The sequence below is a fragment of the Spirulina sp. CCNP1310 genome (assembly GCF_034932185.1).
Taxonomy (GTDB): domain Bacteria; phylum Cyanobacteriota; class Cyanobacteriia; order Cyanobacteriales; family Spirulinaceae; genus Spirulina.
Genome location: NZ_JAYGHW010000003.1, coordinates 24781 through 41535, shown reverse-complemented (window position 1 = coordinate 41535; position 16755 = coordinate 24781). Strand labels below are relative to the sequence as shown.

The 16755-nt window shown below is 53.6% G+C and carries 12 protein-coding genes and 2 pseudogenes; 10 read left to right on the top strand and 4 right to left on the bottom strand.

The genetic code is table 11. The features are described 5' to 3' along the window. Positions 1 to 4: 4 nt before the first annotated feature. From VB712_RS20340 to cruF, 6 genes and pseudogenes are all read left to right on the top strand, one after another. Positions 5 to 97: pseudogene (locus tag VB712_RS20340) on the top strand (ABC transporter ATP-binding protein); the annotation flags it as partial. A 47-nt stretch (positions 98 to 144) separates the two neighbouring features. After that, entirely contained in the window at positions 145 to 777 is a 633-nt protein-coding gene (locus tag VB712_RS01415) for a Vat family streptogramin A O-acetyltransferase (RefSeq protein WP_323251376.1), read from the top strand. Continuing rightward, positions 777 to 1448, top strand: coding sequence for a ribonuclease III (gene rnc, locus VB712_RS01410; RefSeq protein ID WP_323251375.1), 672 nt, complete (start codon positions 777 to 779; stop codon positions 1446 to 1448). The genes VB712_RS01415 and rnc overlap by 1 nt, the downstream gene beginning before the upstream one ends. A 68-nt stretch (positions 1449 to 1516) precedes the next feature. After that, positions 1517 to 4411 carry an aminomethyl-transferring glycine dehydrogenase gene (gcvP, locus tag VB712_RS01405; RefSeq protein ID WP_323251373.1) on the top strand — a complete coding sequence of 965 codons (2895 nt, stop codon included), beginning with the start codon at positions 1517 to 1519 and terminating at the stop codon, positions 4409 to 4411. 153 nt (positions 4412 to 4564) lie between these two features. Beyond that, positions 4565 to 4714 carry a hypothetical protein gene (locus tag VB712_RS01400; protein WP_323251371.1) on the top strand — a complete coding sequence of 50 codons (150 nt, stop codon included), beginning with the start codon at positions 4565 to 4567 and terminating at the stop codon, positions 4712 to 4714. Between the two features lie 208 nt (positions 4715 to 4922). Continuing rightward, the gene (cruF, locus tag VB712_RS01395) at positions 4923 to 5843 is read left to right on the top strand and encodes a gamma-carotene 1'-hydroxylase CruF (protein ID WP_323251369.1); all 921 of its coding nucleotides are present in this window, start codon (positions 4923 to 4925) and stop codon (positions 5841 to 5843) included. A 97-nt stretch (positions 5844 to 5940) separates the two neighbouring features. On the opposite strand, the gene VB712_RS01390 is transcribed toward cruF, so the two are convergent. Then, complete coding sequence (locus tag VB712_RS01390; protein ID WP_323251367.1) at positions 5941 to 7323, bottom strand: protein kinase domain-containing protein; 1383 nt, start codon at positions 7321 to 7323, stop codon at positions 5941 to 5943. A gap of 233 nt (positions 7324 to 7556) precedes the next feature. Here VB712_RS01390 and VB712_RS01385 point away from each other — a divergent pair, with 233 nt between their 5' ends. The 3 genes from VB712_RS01385 (at position 7557) to sixA (ending at position 9417) form a co-directional block, all read left to right on the top strand. Next, positions 7557 to 7739, top strand: a complete 183-nt coding sequence (locus tag VB712_RS01385; protein WP_323251365.1) for a hypothetical protein — start codon at positions 7557 to 7559, stop codon at positions 7737 to 7739. 244 nt (positions 7740 to 7983) lie between these two features. Continuing rightward, positions 7984 to 8919 carry a hypothetical protein gene (locus VB712_RS01380; RefSeq protein WP_323251363.1) on the top strand — a complete coding sequence of 312 codons (936 nt, stop codon included), beginning with the start codon at positions 7984 to 7986 and terminating at the stop codon, positions 8917 to 8919. Further along, on the top strand, positions 8920 to 9417 hold the full coding sequence (gene sixA / locus VB712_RS01375; RefSeq protein ID WP_323251361.1) for a phosphohistidine phosphatase SixA: 498 nt from the start codon (positions 8920 to 8922) through the stop codon (positions 9415 to 9417). Here the strand turns inward: sixA and VB712_RS01370 are convergent. The 3 genes and pseudogenes from VB712_RS01370 to VB712_RS20330 form a co-directional block, all read right to left on the bottom strand. Then, positions 9414 to 10343 carry an AEC family transporter gene (locus VB712_RS01370; protein WP_323251359.1) on the bottom strand — a complete coding sequence of 310 codons (930 nt, stop codon included), beginning with the start codon at positions 10341 to 10343 and terminating at the stop codon, positions 9414 to 9416. The genes sixA and VB712_RS01370 overlap by 4 nt on opposite strands. Positions 10344 to 10436: 93 nt before the next feature. Further along, positions 10437 to 13631: a response regulator gene (locus tag VB712_RS20335; protein ID WP_416236221.1), complete on the bottom strand. Its 3195-nt coding sequence runs from the start codon at positions 13629 to 13631 to the stop codon at positions 10437 to 10439. A 2256-nt stretch (positions 13632 to 15887) separates the two neighbouring features. Next, a pseudogene (locus tag VB712_RS20330) lies at positions 15888 to 16163 on the bottom strand (Hpt domain-containing protein); the annotation flags it as partial. A 349-nt stretch (positions 16164 to 16512) separates the two neighbouring features. Between VB712_RS20330 and VB712_RS01360 the strand changes: the two are divergent. Then, positions 16513 to 16755 carry a hypothetical protein gene (locus VB712_RS01360; RefSeq protein WP_323251355.1) on the top strand — a complete coding sequence of 81 codons (243 nt, stop codon included), beginning with the start codon at positions 16513 to 16515 and terminating at the stop codon, positions 16753 to 16755.

The window sequence follows — 16755 nt, the reverse complement described above, 5'->3', positions numbered from 1 at the left end:
ATGGGTTTTGGATGAAACCACAGAGGGGATTCAACCTTCCATTATTTTAGAAATTGAGGCGGCAGCGAAGGAAATTATCGCCAATACAGGAATTGCGGCAAACTGTCTACAATGGTAGGTTGTGCCAAAAACCATGGAGTGAAGATGTACGGAGCCGATCCCCAGAATAAACACCCCATGGCGGGCTTTCCCCAGATTTGTTTTATCAAAAATACCGTCACGAACCCCAACATCATCATTGGCGACTATACCTATTACGATGATCCCGAAGATTCCGAAAATTTTGAGCGTAACGTTCTTTATCATTTCCCCTTTGTGGGGGATCAGTTAATTATTGGCAAATTTTGCGCCTTAGCCCGTGGGGTCAAGTTCATCATGAACGGGGCGAATCATAAAATGAATGGCTTTTCTACCTATCCCTTTGAAATTTTTGGCAACGGTTGGGAAACGGTGCGATCGCCCCCAGAGGCTTATCCCTACAAGGGCAATACGGTGATTGGCCATGATGTGTGGATTGGCTATGAGGCGGTGATCATGCCGGGGGTGAAGATCGGCCATGGGGCGATCGTTGCTGCTAAATCCGTTGTGGTGCGGGATGTACCACCCTATGCCATCGTGGGGGGGAATCCGGCTCAGGTGATCCGTCAGCGGTTCAGCGATGAAATCATTGAGGCTTTACTCGCCATTGCCTGGTGGAATTGGGACATTGCCAAGATCACCCGCCATCTGGATAAAATTACCGCTGCCGATCTCGCCGCTTTGCAGGACTGTGATTGATGAACCCTTTCAACTTACCGATACCCATTGATGACCCCTGGTTTCGACAGGCTATGGCCCATAAATCCTATGCCTATGAACGGGGGGAAGAGAGTAATGAACGACTGGAATTTTTAGGGGATGCCATCCTGACGTTTCTCTGTGGCGAATTTCTCTATCATCGCTATCCCGAATATACCGAGGGGGAATTAACCAATTTGCGGGCCTCCTTGGTCGATCGCCACCAATTGGCAGAATTTGCCCACCAATTACACCTGAATCAATACATCTACCTTGGTAAAAGCGTCGAAAATAGCGGGGGTCGGGACAATCCCCGTTTACTCAGTAGTGCTTTTGAAGCTTTGATTGGGGCTTATTTTTTAGCGGGGGATCGTGATCTGGAGCCGGTGCGGAACTATATCAATTCCTTGTTTACCTGGGCCCTAAACCAACGGCAAGAAGCGGAGCCAGCCAATGCGAAAAGTGATTTGCAAGCCTGGGCCCTGGCCGAGATCGGGCAAATTCCCACCTATCAGTTAGTGGGGCAATCGGGGCCAGATCATGAAAAAACCTTTGTGGTGGAGGTGCGGATTCAGGGGAAAACCTACGGCCGGGGCCAGGGACGACGGAAACAGGATGCGGAAAAAGCAGCGGCGCGGGCGGCTTTGCAACAGTTGGGGCAAGGGGAGTAATTGCCCCCGTAAATTGTGATAATTTGTTACAACAAAAAGGCCCCTTTTCCCCAACCTTAAACCCGATAATGCTTGAGCTTCAACCGGCGATCGCCCCCCCTGCTGCCCCCCCCGCCCCCCTTCCCCCCTTCGCCCTACGCCACATTGGCATCACCCCCGCAGCAGAAGCCGCCATGGTGGAGGCTTTGGGTTATGCAAGTTTGGATCAGTTAATCGATCAAGCCGTCCCCGCTGCGATCCGGTTGCAACGGCCCCTGAATTTGCCCCAACCCCAGAGCGAATATGAGGCTTTGGCAAGTTTAAGGGCGATCGCCTCCCAAAACCAGATCCGCCGCTCCCTGATCGGCATGGGTTATTCCCCCTGCATCACGCCGCCAGTTATTCAGCGTAACATCCTCGAAAATCCCGGTTGGTACACCGCCTACACCCCCTATCAAGCGGAAATTGCCCAAGGTCGCCTCGAAGCCCTGCTCAATTTCCAAACGATGATCATTGACCTGACGGGTCTGCCCATCGCCAACGCCTCCCTTTTGGATGAAGGCACAGCGGCGGCGGAAGCCATGGCCATGAGCTACAGCGTTTGTAAGAATAAATCGAATCGCTTCTTTATTTCCGAAGCCTGCCACCCCCAAACCTTGGAAGTGGTGATCACCCGTGCCGAACCCTTGGGCATTGAGGTGATCATTGGTGATCACATGACGATGGATTTTGAGGAAACGCCGGTATTTGGGGCGTTGTTGCAATATCCGACGACCGATGGTGTGGTGTGGGATTATCGCGGCTGTATTGAGCGGGTTCATGGTGTGGGGGGATTGGTGACGTTAGCTGCCGATCCTTTAGCCCTAACGTTGCTCACCTCCCCTGGGGAATTGGGGGCAGATATTGCTGTAGGAAGTACCCAACGGTTGGGCGTTCCCTTAGGGTTTGGCGGCCCCCATGCGGCCTATTTTGCCACCCAGGAAGCCTATAAACGGCAGATTCCGGGGCGGATTGTCGGCGTTTCCCAAGATAGCCAGGGTAATCCTGCACTGCGGTTGGCGTTACAAACCCGTGAGCAGCATATTCGCCGTGATAAGGCGACGAGCAATATTTGTACGGCTCAAGTTCTCTTAGCCGTGATTGCCTCGATGTATGGGGTTTACCACGGGCCGGAAGGATTGAAGGCGATCGCCGCCACCATCCACCACCACGCCACGGTTTTAGCAGCGGGGTTAAAACGGTTGAATTATTCCGTTGTGGATGGGCCGATTTTTGACACGGTTTGCATTGGGGTGGGGGAAGCCAGTGCGCCGGCCCTATTGGCAGCGGCGGCGGAACGGGGGTTTAATTTGCGCCTGATGGAGCCGGGCCATCTGGCGATCGCCTGCGATGAACTCTCCACTTCTGAGGAAATTACCGAACTGTTGCAAATTTTCGCCCATCGGGAAACGCTCCCCTTCACGTTGGAAGATTTAACCCCCAACACCACCTATCCCGAAGCCTTAACCCGTACCACCCCCTTCCTCCAAGACCCCGTTTTCAACCGCTACCATTCCGAAACCGAACTCTTGCGCTACCTCCATCAGTTGGAAAGCAAGGATCTCGCCCTCAATACGGCGATGATCCCCCTCGGTTCCTGCACGATGAAACTGAATGCAGCGGCGGAAATGTTCCCCGTTACCTGGCCCGAATTTGGTCAGATCCACCCCTTCGCGCCGCGATCGCAAACCCAAGGCTATCAAATTCTGTTTAACCAGTTGGAAACCTGGCTCGCAGAAATTACCGGCTTTGCGGCCATTTCCCTCCAACCCAATGCGGGTTCCCAGGGGGAATATGCCGGGTTGCAGGTGATCCGCGCCTACCACCGCGATCGCGGCGACCTCCATCGCACCATTTGCCTGATCCCTGAATCTGCCCATGGCACAAATCCCGCCAGCGCCGTGATGTGTGGCATGAAGGTGGTAAGTATTAAATGTGATCAGGATGGGGATATTAACCTCACGGATCTCGAAGCCAAGGCCGAGAAGTATAGCGACCAGTTAGCCGCCTTGATGGTGACGTATCCTTCCACCCATGGTGTATTTGAAACCGGCATCCGCAACATTTGCGAGGTGATCCATCGCCATGGCGGCCAGGTGTATATGGATGGGGCGAATATGAATGCTCAGGTGGGCCTTTGTCGGCCCGGGGATTTTGGCGCGGATGTTTGCCATTTGAATTTGCATAAAACCTTTTGTATTCCCCATGGCGGCGGCGGGCCAGGGGTTGGCCCCATTGGCGTGGCGGCCCACTTGGCCCCCTATTTGCCCGGCCATGGCGTGACGGGTTTGGGGGGCGAAAAGGGGATCGGGGCGATCGCCGCTGCCCCCTGGGGGAGTGCCAGTATTTTGGTGATTTCCTGGATGTATATTGCGATGATGGGGGCAACGGGGTTAACGGCAGCGACGAAGGCGGCGATCCTCAGTGCCAACTACATCGCCCATCAGCTTGATGCGGCCTATCCCGTCCTGTTTAAGGGGGTGAAGGGATTAGTGGCCCATGAATGCATCATTGATCTGCGGCCGTTGAAAAAACACAGCATTGAAGTGGATGATGTGGCGAAACGGTTGATGGACTATGGGTTTCATGCTCCTACGATGTCCTGGCCCGTCATTGGCACGATGATGATTGAACCGACGGAAAGCGAATCCTTAGCGGAGTTGGATCGCTTCTGTGGGGCGATGTTGGCGATCCGGGCTGAAGCGGAAGCGGTGATCACCGGAGCCGCCGATCCCCAGGATAATCCCCTTAAAAATGCCCCCCACACCGCCCAATCTCTCATCTGTGGCGATTGGAGCCACCCCTATAGCCGGGAAGTAGCCGCCTATCCCATGGTGGATTTAAAACGCCATAAGTTTTGGCCCGTCGTGGGACGCATTGATAACGCCTATGGCGATCGCAACTTGGTCTGTTCCTGCATCGGCATGGAGGCCTACCAAGCCTAGAATAGGCGCAACGTTGCGTTATCACTAAGGAATCGCCATGCGTCGGATCGGCTGGGTCAGGGAATTTTAGCCCGCTTTTACCTGGTGCTCACGGTTTGGGGGTTTGGGGTGGGGACGCTGGCCTAGATTGTCCGGGATGGTTTGGGGCCGGTGATGGTGGCTTCACGGGGGCGGGATGCGGTGGAAAAGTTTTTCCTCACCTTTGCCTGGGGGCCGATTACGTTGGGATTGATGGGGGCGATCGCCCTCCTCCCTTGGTATCTCAGCGAGTTAAACAAATCTGAGGATGAACCCCCTCGCTAGGCCCTCGAAAATGGCCCAACTTGCGCCCCACGGGGTACACTCAAGTATGTAGAGATGTAAACTATTTGTTAAAAATCTGTTAACTTGATCAGTTAACTTGCTCACAGTCAGATCTCCCCCATCGGGATTTACTGACCTTCAAGGGGGGAGGAAACGTTGATCTTTTCCCAACCCCTTACACATTAAGGTTTAAGAGGATTGAATTTGGATGAAACAGCTTGCAATGGTAGAGCGTTCCTTGCTCGTCGGTCATATTTTATCAATGGCGTTTGGTTTGGCCGGGTTACTCATCGTCCTGCCCAATGCTGAATTAATTGCCAATCTCCCGGAGATTGGCCAAACGGTCTTTCAATGGTCGATGGCCGGCGGCGGCGTAGCCTATATGCTATTGGGAACTGCTGCTGTGGCGGTTTATGCCTTCCGCATTCTCGGAACCCGTCGCGCCCTGACCTTTATGTTGCCCGCCATCTTCCTCTCCCTCAGCAGCGAATTGTTGGGAACCAGCACCGGCTTTCCCTTTGGCCATTACCGCTACCTCAGTGGCCTGGGGTATAAAGTCGCCGGTTTAGTCCCCTTCACGATTCCCCTTTCCTGGTTCTATTTGGGGATCTGTGCCTATTTATTGGCCCGGGTGGGTTTAGAGTCGCGCCTCCAAGGGGCAGCTTGGTTACGGTTGCCGGTGGCGATCGCCCTTGGTTCCCTCCTGCTCACCTCCTGGGATTTTGTCCTTGACCCCGCCATGAGCCAAACCACCGTCCCCTTCTGGATTTGGGAACAACCCGGCGCTTTTTTCGGGATGCCCTATCAAAACTTTGTCGGTTGGCTGGCAACGGGGATTGTGTTTATGACGGTGGCTACGTTCCTCTGGCCCAAGCAGCCCTTGGCCCTTTCCCGTCAGCAGTTAGTATTCCCGTTGGTGGTGTATTTAAGTAACTTGGCCTTTTCAACGGTGATGAGTCTGGGATCGGGTTTTGTGGTTCCGGTGCTGTTGGGAATGGTGACAGGGGTTGGCCCGGCGATTATCCTCTACTTCATCGCCCCTACGACTCCCAACTTACCCGTAGAGCCGGTTAATGATACGCTCCCCCTCACTGTTTCTGAACCCGTGGCAGCGGTATCTGCCAAATAAATTGGGATTAGATGGATTGGTAATTTGGTGAATCCAATTATGGTAGGGGCGAAAAATTTTTCGCCCCTACGCCCATTTTTGCCCCTCCGCCGATTCATTAATTGAACCGTTGGAGAACAGCCATTACAGAAAACCAGAGGGTTTGGGGCCAACCATAGAACCAATTTTGAAGATGGCGGCCGCTGATCGTGAAGCAATAGCGGGGGAGATGGCCCTGAGGGGCGAGATGATTAAACGTCAGATCCCCATAAAGGAGCCAACGATCGCGATCGCGCCAGCCCACCACATCGCCAAACTTTTGCCAGAGGGAGGTGCGATAGAGGCGGTTCCCCCCCAAACGTTCGTAAACCCGCTGTTGGACGGAAAATCCAAACAGGCCATGACTCGCCTCTACCCAGAGTTGATCTAGCGTTTCTAGGGCAGGGAGGGGAACCGCCTGGAGATCCTGCCAGCGGAGCCAACGGTGGCGATCGCGCCCCGTTAATTTCAAGAGAATTTCAGCGGTTTCTTGATCCGCCGCTTCCCATTGTTGCTGGGCCAAAAGCTGGGCTAAGGTGTGGTACTCCGCCGTCACCACAGGGGGCAGGGTCGCAGCGCCCCCCATTGAGGGGGATTGTAATGCGGTCAATACCGCTGTGGCGTTGGGCCAACGCTCCTTAATTGCCCCCGCCACCAAGCCATCTAACACCCGGCCCAACTCATCGCTGACGGGATTATCAAATAAATAACGCCGCCACATCCAGCAATCCTCATGGACATCAAACAAATCAAAGGGCGATAACCCCGTCAGCAAATGTAAGCAGGTTACGCCCAAACTGTAGAGATCGCTGGCGGGGGTCGCTCGTCCCCTCAACTGTTCCGGGGCGGTGTATTCGGCGCTGCCGATCATCGTGCCGGTTTGGGCGAGGGCGGTGGCGGTGGCAAACTTTGCCGCCCCAAAATCCACCAATACGAGGCGATCGTCTCTCCAACGGCGAATCATATTATCCGGTTTCAGATCGCGATGAATCACGCCTCCACTATGGATAAACTCCAAAACCGGCAACAAATCCAGTAATAGGCTGCGAATTTTCGCCTCATTAAATACCCCTTGGCTTTGGAACTCTTGGGTGAGGTTCTGGCCATCAATGTATTGCTGAACAATGTAATGTTTTCCCCCTTCCTCACAATGGGCATAGAGGCTGGGAATTTGATCATGATGGCCGAGATCCTGAAGGCGGATCGCTTCCTGTTGGAAGAGGGCGATCGCCTTACTGGCATTAGCTTGACCCAGGGGGTGAAATTGTTTAATCACACAGCGGGGCTGGCCCGGTTGTTGTTCATCTTCAGCGAGAAACGTGCGCCCAAACCCCCCTTGTCCCAACAGATTTAAGCTGCGATAGCGTTGCTTCAAGCGCAGGGGCTGGCCACAGCGTTGGCAAAAGTTGGCATTGCTGGGGTTGTGGGGCTGATCACATTGGGGGTTCAGGCAGTGGCTCATGCAGGCAGCTTCGCAGGGGTGCTATTTCCATTATCAATGGTTTTCTCGCCGGGTTAACCGTGACAGCCATCACCTCACCCCTCCAGAACCGATCACCATGAGGTTTTGTAAAGATCACCCCGGATAAATTCCCTGGATCACCGTGGGGGTTGCCGGGATCGGTCATACTTAATGTTAAGAAAACAAAAGATTATAAACGCCCCATTCATAAACCCCTTTAAGGAGCCAAGACCATGAGCACCAGCATCCGCGAACTGACCCTCCGCGCCCTCACCAACCGCACCCTCTCCCGCTACGACCACCACAGAATGCAATTAATTCTTCAAGAAGAGGGTCATAGTCTCGATGCCCAAGACCGCACGCTGATTCAGCGCGTATTTTATGGTGTGCGTCATGGCCTCCTCAACGTTAATTAGAGCGGCAATACGTAAAACATCCGCCAAAGTTGTCAACCGCCAAGCCGCTTAATTCCTTCCGGTCCTTCTCGCGAATGTTTTCAACCCTCAACGACCTCAGCCCCGCCGTTCTTATTGAGAATCTGGGCTGAGGTTTTTAGATCCGCCGCAAAATTTTCCACGATTCCATCGGGAAAGCCGAAAATACCGTATAACATAGGGGAGAGAATTGCTTTCCCCGATTGCTCGCCTGCAACCCTTGACCATGACCATGACCACCTCCGGTTCCGCCAGACGTACAATCATCGCCCAAGCGATTATGCTCCTGAGTCATTATGGGTTTGATACCAAACCCCATACGACGGCGGAGCGGATGGGCCATTGGTTAGACCTCTACGCGGCGGATTGGATTCGGGCGGCGATTATTGAAGCCCTTTACCAAGGTCGCTATAAAGCAATTTCTGTGGAACATATTCTCACCCTTTGGCAAAAACGCGGCCATCCTGCCCCCCACTTTACCGGGGATTTTGAGCGGATCATCTGCCGCAAGTTGCCGGAATGGTATATGACGCTGGCTAATCCGGAATTAGCGGATGCAGAAAATGAATTGCCTGCTGTGCCGTTAACAACGGTCGCCGAGGGAATGCGGGCCCATTCTCCCTTGCAAATGCGGATTCAGGGGATTGAACGGTGGCGCTATCTGGCTCAGGTGGGGGAATTGGGGGAAATGCAGGAAAAGGCGATCGCCCGCTTGCGATGTTTTGTCGGTCTCGATCTCATGGATATTTGGCCAGGGGAATTGCTAACGGTAACGACCGTTGTTGCTCCGGTGATGGAAGCTTTGCCCACCCTAGACCGTAATGAACCAACGGAGTCGCCCTTAGAGGAATCGGACAGTGAGGCCACCGCCATTGAACCCATCACTCCAGCCCCAACAGCCCCGACCGCTGAGGATGATCATCATTCCACCGCAATTGAGGCATCTCCCCCACCTCGTCCCCGCTTAGAACTCCCCAATCCTCAAACTCCGGTGTTTCGCAGTGGGATTCGCACGTTTATCCCCGCTGTCGTCGTGTCGGCGTTTTTCCTCCGTTTACAGCGGTTCCAAGCCCAATCGATTTTGGTAGTGATGGATCGAGAAGGGGATCAATGGTTTAACGTCGAAGTTGAGCCATTAACATTGCCGGTGGAATCGATCTAGATGCAAATTTACCTGATTCGCCATGGCATTGCCGCCGATCGCAATGCCCAAACCACCGATGCCGAGCGACCCCTCACGGAAGGGGGACGCAAAAAAACCAAACGAGTGGCCCAACGGTTGGCAGAGATGGGCCTGCGGTTTGATGCAATGCTGACTAGCCCCTTGGTGCGAGCGCAACAGACGGCGGTGATTCTCCAAGAGACGGGCCTTGCGGCGGGTTTTGAGCTATTCACGCCCTTAGCGCCGGGGGGGGATATTCATCTGTGGGTGAATTGGTATCAGTTGCAAACCTATCAGGCCATCGCCCTTGTGGGCCATCAACCGGATTTAGGGCAATGGGCGGAGCAGTTGGTTTGGGGGGAGCAATACAACCATGGCGATCGCCTCATTCTCAAAAAAGCGGGCATCATTGGCATTAAGCTCAACCCCAACGGCAACCCCTTAGGCAATGGCGAGTTATTTTTGCTCACCTCCCCTAAATGGCTGCTCTCACCCTAAGGAATGGGGGGAAAAAGGAGGAGCCAGATCGGAAGCGTCAGGAGGAGAGCGATGGAACCGAGGGCGATTGCCGTCACCGCCAATTCTCGGTCTAAATCATAGGCTTCCGAGAGTACCAAGGTGGCAAAGGCCGGCGGCATGGCGATTTGCAAGACGAGGGTTAGGCGTAATGCCCCTGTCATTCCCAATAACCCCAGGATGATCCCTAAAACCAGCGGCACAATCACCATTTTGATCCCCAAAGCAGCGGCCACAGCGCGACGATGGCGCAGCGATCGCAATTGGCTTAATCGCATCCCAATTAACACCAAAGAAAGGCTAATCACCCCCCAACCCACAGCCCTGAGACTGGTTTCCACCGACAAAGGTAGGGGTAGATGACGCAACCACAACCCCAAACCGAGGGCCCACCAGATGGGATTTTGTAACGCTTTCAACAGTTCAATATGGGGCAACACTCGCACCGTTTGGGGCTGAAACCGGGCAACAATTAAACTCCCCAAACCATAGGCTCCAACAGTTGTCCCTAACAAATCGTAAAACAGCACCCAGGCAAAATACTGCTCCCCTAAAAGGGTGAGGATAATCGGATAGCCCAGATAGCCGGTATTGCCGAACATCGTGGCTAACATGAGCGTGCCGGTGGATTGGCTTTGGGGAAGGGGTTGATACCGTGACCACAGCCAGGTGAGGGCGGCTCCGAGTAACGTCGCGACCCAGGCAATTAAAGGAGCAAGGGCGATCGCCCCCGATAGATCCGCCCCCCGCAGAAAAATCAGCACCCCCAAGGGAACACCAATCCAAAACAGAAAATCCCCAATCCGTTGGGGCAAAGTTGGGGATAAACAGCGTCCTAAAATGTAGCCCAGACCAACAACACCGAGGAGTTGACCGTAGAGCGTCCCAAGGGCGAGGGTAAATTCCATCCGTTAAAGTCCCGATTTATCAACGCGGGACATCAACGCCGCAAAACTATGACTGACGGGACAATAGTGCTGTTCATCCATAATCCGGGACTCCTACGCTTCCACCTTTAGCAATACTTCCCCACGCATTAACCGCTCTGCTGCATCCAGTAACACATCCTCAGTATAGGGTTTGGTGAAGTAACCCTTCGCACCCCGTTCAGCGGCGGCCAGTTGATGCTTTTTCGCCCCCCGGGAGGTGAGCATGGCAATGGGGATATGGTGGAGACGACTATCGGCGGCCACATGATCCAACAGCGTTAACCCATCCATTTTCGGCATTTCAATATCGCAAAAGGCGAGATCGGGGTTGAGGCCCCCTTGGAGTTTATCGAGGGCTTCCTTGCCATCACGGGCCTGCTCCACTTCATAGCCGGCCTTTTCAAACGTCATCGACAGGAGCGATCGCACCGTAATCGAATCATCAATAATCAGCACCCGGGGCTGACGATCCAAGGGTTGGGAATAGGACACCGGGGGCAGGAAATCCGCCATGGATGACTCTTGGAACACCGTGGGTTGGGGATCAAAATCAATCACCGTTGCCTGGGGATCAAAGTCGATCATTGTCGCCTGGGGATCAAAATCAATCATTGTCGCCTGGGGATCAACCTCCAGGGGGGCCATGGGGGGTTCTGGGACGGCAACTTCCGGCAGGGATTCGATGGGTTTTGTGGTTAAACCCGGACTGCGCACACTATCTTTCAACAACACCTCACCACGACGAATTCGATCCGCCGCTGCTAGCAATTCCTGCTCCACATAGGGCTTGGTAAAGTAGCCACTGGCCCCCCGCTCCGCCGCCACCTTACGATGGCGTTCCGCCCCTCGGGAGGTGAGCATCGCCACAGGGATCCGGTTCAGTTCCCCATCGCCATAGATCTGCCCTAGCAGTTCTAAGCCATCAAGGCGGGGCATTTCAATATCGCAGAAAATCAGATCTGGCCGCAGGCCGCTGTTGAGTTTATCCCAGGCCTCTTTACCGTCCCGGGCTTGCTCGACTTGATAGCCCGCTTTTTCAAAGGTCATGGACAGGAGCGATCGCACCGTCACCGAGTCATCAATAATTAACACCTGCACGGGGATATGATCATCGCCGCTAGCATATCCATTGGCCAGGATGGGCAGGGGGGCCGGTTCCGGTGTGGGCAATGGAGCCGCTTTCGGTTTGGGCGATCGCTGTTTTCGGCTGCTGTTTTCGAGGAGAATTTCCCCCTGCATCATCCGTTCAGCAGCATCGAGCAAAATATCTTCTAAATAGGGTTTGGTGAAATAGCCACAGGCCCCCAACTCCGCCGCCACATTGCGGTGACGTTCCGCCCCCCGGGAGGTGAGCATGGCAATGGGCAGATCCCGTAACTCCTCATCATGGGAGAGGCGATCGAGCAGTTCCAACCCATCAACGCGGGGCATTTCAATATCGCAGAACACAATATCACAGGGCAGACCTGAGCAAAGTTTATCCCAGGCATCTTGGCCATCCCGCGCCTGCTCCACCCGATAACCCGCCTTGCCAAACGTCATCGACAGCAATTCCCGCACCGTAATCGAGTCATCGACAATCAGCACCGTCGGCTCAGAGCGGACAATGGCTTCCTGTTCCTCCGGTAGATTGTTCATCGTTTGCCAGCTTGAGGTTTCCTTGCGGAGGCGACCCTGGGCTAATTCGATCAGTTCCAAGACATCGGCGATCGCCATAATCGTGCCATCCCCCCGCACCGTCGCCCCCGCAATCCCAGCGGGTTTTGGCACCGGCCCTTGTAACTGCTTAATCACAATTTCCTGCTCACCCAACACCTGATCCACACCCACGGCAATATGATTATCTGCACCCCGAAGCACCACCACCGAGAGGATATTATCCTCCCGTTTATTGCCATAGAAATTGCCCCGACCAATGCGACGGTTATAGGTTAACAACGCCGATAAATGGTGATAGGGCAACAGCATATCCCGATACTGCACACAGGGCTGACCTTGGGCATTGCGGCGCAGTTTATGATGAGGCACATCCACCATATCTTCCACCCCATCTAAAGGAAACGCAATCGGCGCATTTTCACTAATACAACAGAGGGCTTTCCCAATACTTAAAGTGAGGGGTAAACGAATCGTAAACGTTGTGCCTTTATTGAGCTTAGAATCAATCATCACTGTGCCACGAATATCATGAATACTCGTGCGCACCACATCCAAACCCACACCCCGACCGGCAAAATTATCCGCCTGATCCTTCGTACTAAACCCCGGATGAAACAGCAATTCAAACGTGGCCTGTTCATCCATTTGTGCCGCTTGACCCGGTGTTAACAATCCCTTTTCTACCGCCTTTTGCTTGACCCGATGGGAATCAATCCCCGCCCCATCATCGGAAACCGAAATCACCGTCTGGTTCCCCTGTTGCAAGGCGCTGACTTTAATATGCCCCGCTTGAGATTTTCCTGAAGCAAGGCGAATTTCCGGCGGCTCAATGCCATGGGTGAGGGCATTGTTCACCAAATGCGTGAGGGGATCAGAAAGATGCTCCAAAAGCATTTTATCTACTAAGGTTTCTTGACCCTCCAATTCTAAATTGGCCTGCTTATTGAGTTGGGGGGCAATCCGTTTCACCGCCAAAGGTAGGCGGCTGGCGGTGTTGCCAAAGGGAACCATGCGGGATTTATTTAACCCTTCCTGAAGCTGGGATGTCACTTGGCGTAATGTTCGCGCCACTTGATCAATATCATCGACGAGAAACTGAATATCAGCGGTGGATTCCCGCACCCGGACGATCATTTCAATGGTTTCTTGGGCCAGTTCGTGGAACTTGGTGAAACTGTCCATTTCCAGTTCATCAAATTCGCCAACGGTTTCCGATGTGGTTTGGGTTTGTGTCCCATTACTGCTGCTGCTGCCGAAATCACTATTCCCCCCCTGTTTGGCCCGGTATTCCCGCCGACTCCGTAACAGGGCATCTTCGAGGAGCGATCGCTCGTAAAGATCCTGCATCCTTCCCCCCACATCATTGAGGTTCTGGACTTGGTGCATCAGGTTATCGAGGAATTGCCGCAACCGTTCTTCATCCCCTTCTAAGCTGTTGCGATTGACCACCAATTCCCCCACGAGGTTATTGAGGTTATCCATCTGCTTAACGGGAACCTTAAGGGTGGCTTCAACGGTGGCGCGGGTACTGCGGGGCTTGGCAATGGGGCGCTGGGCGGGGATTAATTCCCCCGCCTTTTGTTGGGCCTCTTGGACAATATTGATCAAATCATCCCATTCGCCATTGGGAGCCGGGGCAACATCAAGGGGAACAGGATGATGCTCTAGGGTCGGGGCAATGGGGGGGGCAATGGTGTTGTTTTCTTCAAGGAGGGCCTCCAAGGCAGCAAAGGAGGTGGCCACAGTTAAATCTTTAGCTTCGAGGGGCGATCGCTCCACCAAACCCAGCAATTCATCCCAGGGGGTATAGTAGCCCAGTTCTGTGGGAGTTTCGGCGGCTACTGGTGGGGGCGAAACATTTTTTGCCCCTACGCTAATTGGCGGCGAAGGTTCTCGAAACACCGGAACCGGAGCCGCCGCTGCCGCTGCAAATAATGCCTCTAACTCATCAACTTCAGGGTTATTCTCTGGCAAAGGCACAGCCTCCACCTCACCCACCATCATCGCCTCTAAAGCGCCAAAGCTCGGATCATCAATAGTTTCATCCGGTTTGCCACTCAGCAAGGCTTCAAGATCATCAATGGTTTCGTCCGGTTTGCCACTCAGCAAGGCTTCAAGATCATCAATTTGGTGACTATCCCCATGGGTTTCAGGGGTCAACCCGAAGAGATCGTTAAAATCATTGTTAGATTCCACCGTCGGTTCTGGAATCACCACATCGGCAAAGAGATCATCAAAGGAAGCCTTTGCCTCTAACCTCGGCGCAAATTCCAAGGTAGACCCCTCTTCAGTTTCACCACTGAGAAACGCGCCCAAATCATCAATTTCTGCCAAACTGAGGGTATCGGCTTCTTCGCCGAGGATGCCATTGAGATCATCAAAGCGAGCCGGGGGGGGTGAGGGGAGAGGTGCGGTGAAGTCTGCATTTTCACCACTGAGAAAGGCGGCGAGATCATCAACATCAATATCATCATCATCATCGATTAGTTCAGGATCAGCCGCATTCCCAAAGAAACCAGCGGAGGGCTGCTCTTGACCCGTGAAGGTTCCGAGGGGATCAAATTCAACAATATCGGGGTTTTCGGGATCATCGCCAAACATGGCAGCAGTAGATTTGGCATCGATATCCCCTAAGGCATTATCACCAATGGCTAAGAGATCGCCAAAGTCATCCTGAACAACCGGCAGGTCAGGGACAACGACCCCCGGACTAGTGGCATTGAAATCGGGGTTTAATACGCCATGGGTATCGGGATCATCAAAATCTGCGAAAAGGTCATTGAGATCCCGATCCAGTTCGTGATGAACTGTCCCGCTGACGGTGGCTCCGGTGTAGCTGGGAGGATTGGCATCAAAGATTGTCGCGTTTTCTGAAGTATCGGCCTCCGTTTCAAAGGAAAAATCAGCCCCAAAGAGTTCCCCTTCGGAACTGGAGGGGGCAGGGGATGGGTAGGTTGTCGCCGATCGCTCCCCCCCAAGGGATTGACCAATGGCCAGTAAATCCTCACCGGAAGGGGGCAAGGGGGAAGCGGATTCTGTGCCGGTTTCCCAATCTTCCTCTTCCCAACCACTTTGGGCCCCAAAAAGATCATCAAGGTCTTGGCTTAAATCCGGCGGATCACTGGGGGGGGAGGGTTCAGGGATGGCGGGGTGGGTGTCAAAGGCGCTGAGGAGTTGATCCAGTTCGCGGCCTTCAATGGGGGGGGTGGTGTCAAATTCATTGAGGAGGGCTTCAAGGTCATCCACAGGGGCGGGAGGTGGTGGGGGGGCTTGTAAATCGCCATTGAGAAACTCCGCCAGTTCTGGATCTTCGTTGAGCCAATCTGATTGTGCTGAAGCTGAATCGGTGGCAAATGGGTCTTCACTAAAAACATCTTCGATGTCACCCACCGAGGCAGGAGGGGCCTCTGCCATGGCTTGCAGTTCGGGAGGAAGGGCGATCGCCTCCCCCTTGACCAACGCCATTGCTCCGGTGCGGAGTGCGGTGAGAATCAGGTGGCTGGTATGGCTGTAGTCATTTTGGGGATAGGCGATCGCCCCTTGGGCCGCTTCCACAAGAGCGTGCCAATCACCATGGTTCTGCCACTGCTCTAACAGGTTTTGACAATGGCGTTGGATCTGCACCCGATTGCCCGCATCATCGGGCTGTTGGGCTAAAACCGTAATCGCATTGAGGGCCGTCACCATCTCATCGGGGAGTTCCACCGACTCCCCCCGGCCCGCTGTCAATTGTTCCAAATGTTGCGACACCCGCTCACACAAGGGTTGTACCCTAGCCAGCATATCTTGGGCAAACTTTGAGGGTAAATTTAACGTGGCTTCGAGGGTATCAATTCCTTCCGTGAGGATTTGATAAACCTCGTGAATCAGTTCCTCAAGGGTGCGGTCAATGGGGAAGGGATTATTTTTAAGAAACTTAAAATAATCTTCGAGACGATGGGCTGTGAAGCGAATCGCCTCAAAATCCAACATCGCCGCTCCCCCCTTGATGGAATGGGCCCCGCGATAAATTTCGTGAATTTGTTCAGGATCATCAATGGTGGCTTGAAAGTGTTGCAAACTTTCATCCATCACTTCGAGATGCTCTTTCGCTTCTAAGATGAAGTACCCCGTAATTTTTTTGCGTTGCTCTGCATCCATAGCCCTGCTTATCCCCTAGCCGTTGTCCGTCTAGTCTTTGATTGGATTATCCCCCTCGGTTAGTTCTAAGTCTACTCGACTCAAAAAACAATGGGCTGACCCCATCTGTAAAATCCCACCCCTGGGGATTGTCCCCCATCACCCCTGTTCCAAACTGTAGCGAAAAAATTCTCTGGAGAGACATTATTGCGCCAATTGGGGGCGAAATGATCCCCATCACGGCGATCGCCCACCCTGATCACCGATTAATCCTGACATTCATCACCATAAAATCCCCGTGCCATCACCGAGATTGCCGGAAACCTCAGGGATACTAGACGAATCATTACGATTGCTTAAGCTATTTAAAATGCCCAATTTTATAAAATCTCATCCTCAACTTCTCCCTGGTGCATTATCTGACCTATTTGCCCATGTCAGTGTAACCGGGGAACTGACCCTTGCCGACCGCTATGGCTTAATGGCCGCCCTGTTAGAAGAACCCCTCTTAACGGAAGAGCGAGCTTCCATCGATCGCCTGCTGCGGGCCACCCGTGCCGGCCGCGCCCAAGTGGTGGATAAGCTCTCTGCCGTCGCAGATGCCGACGAGTAA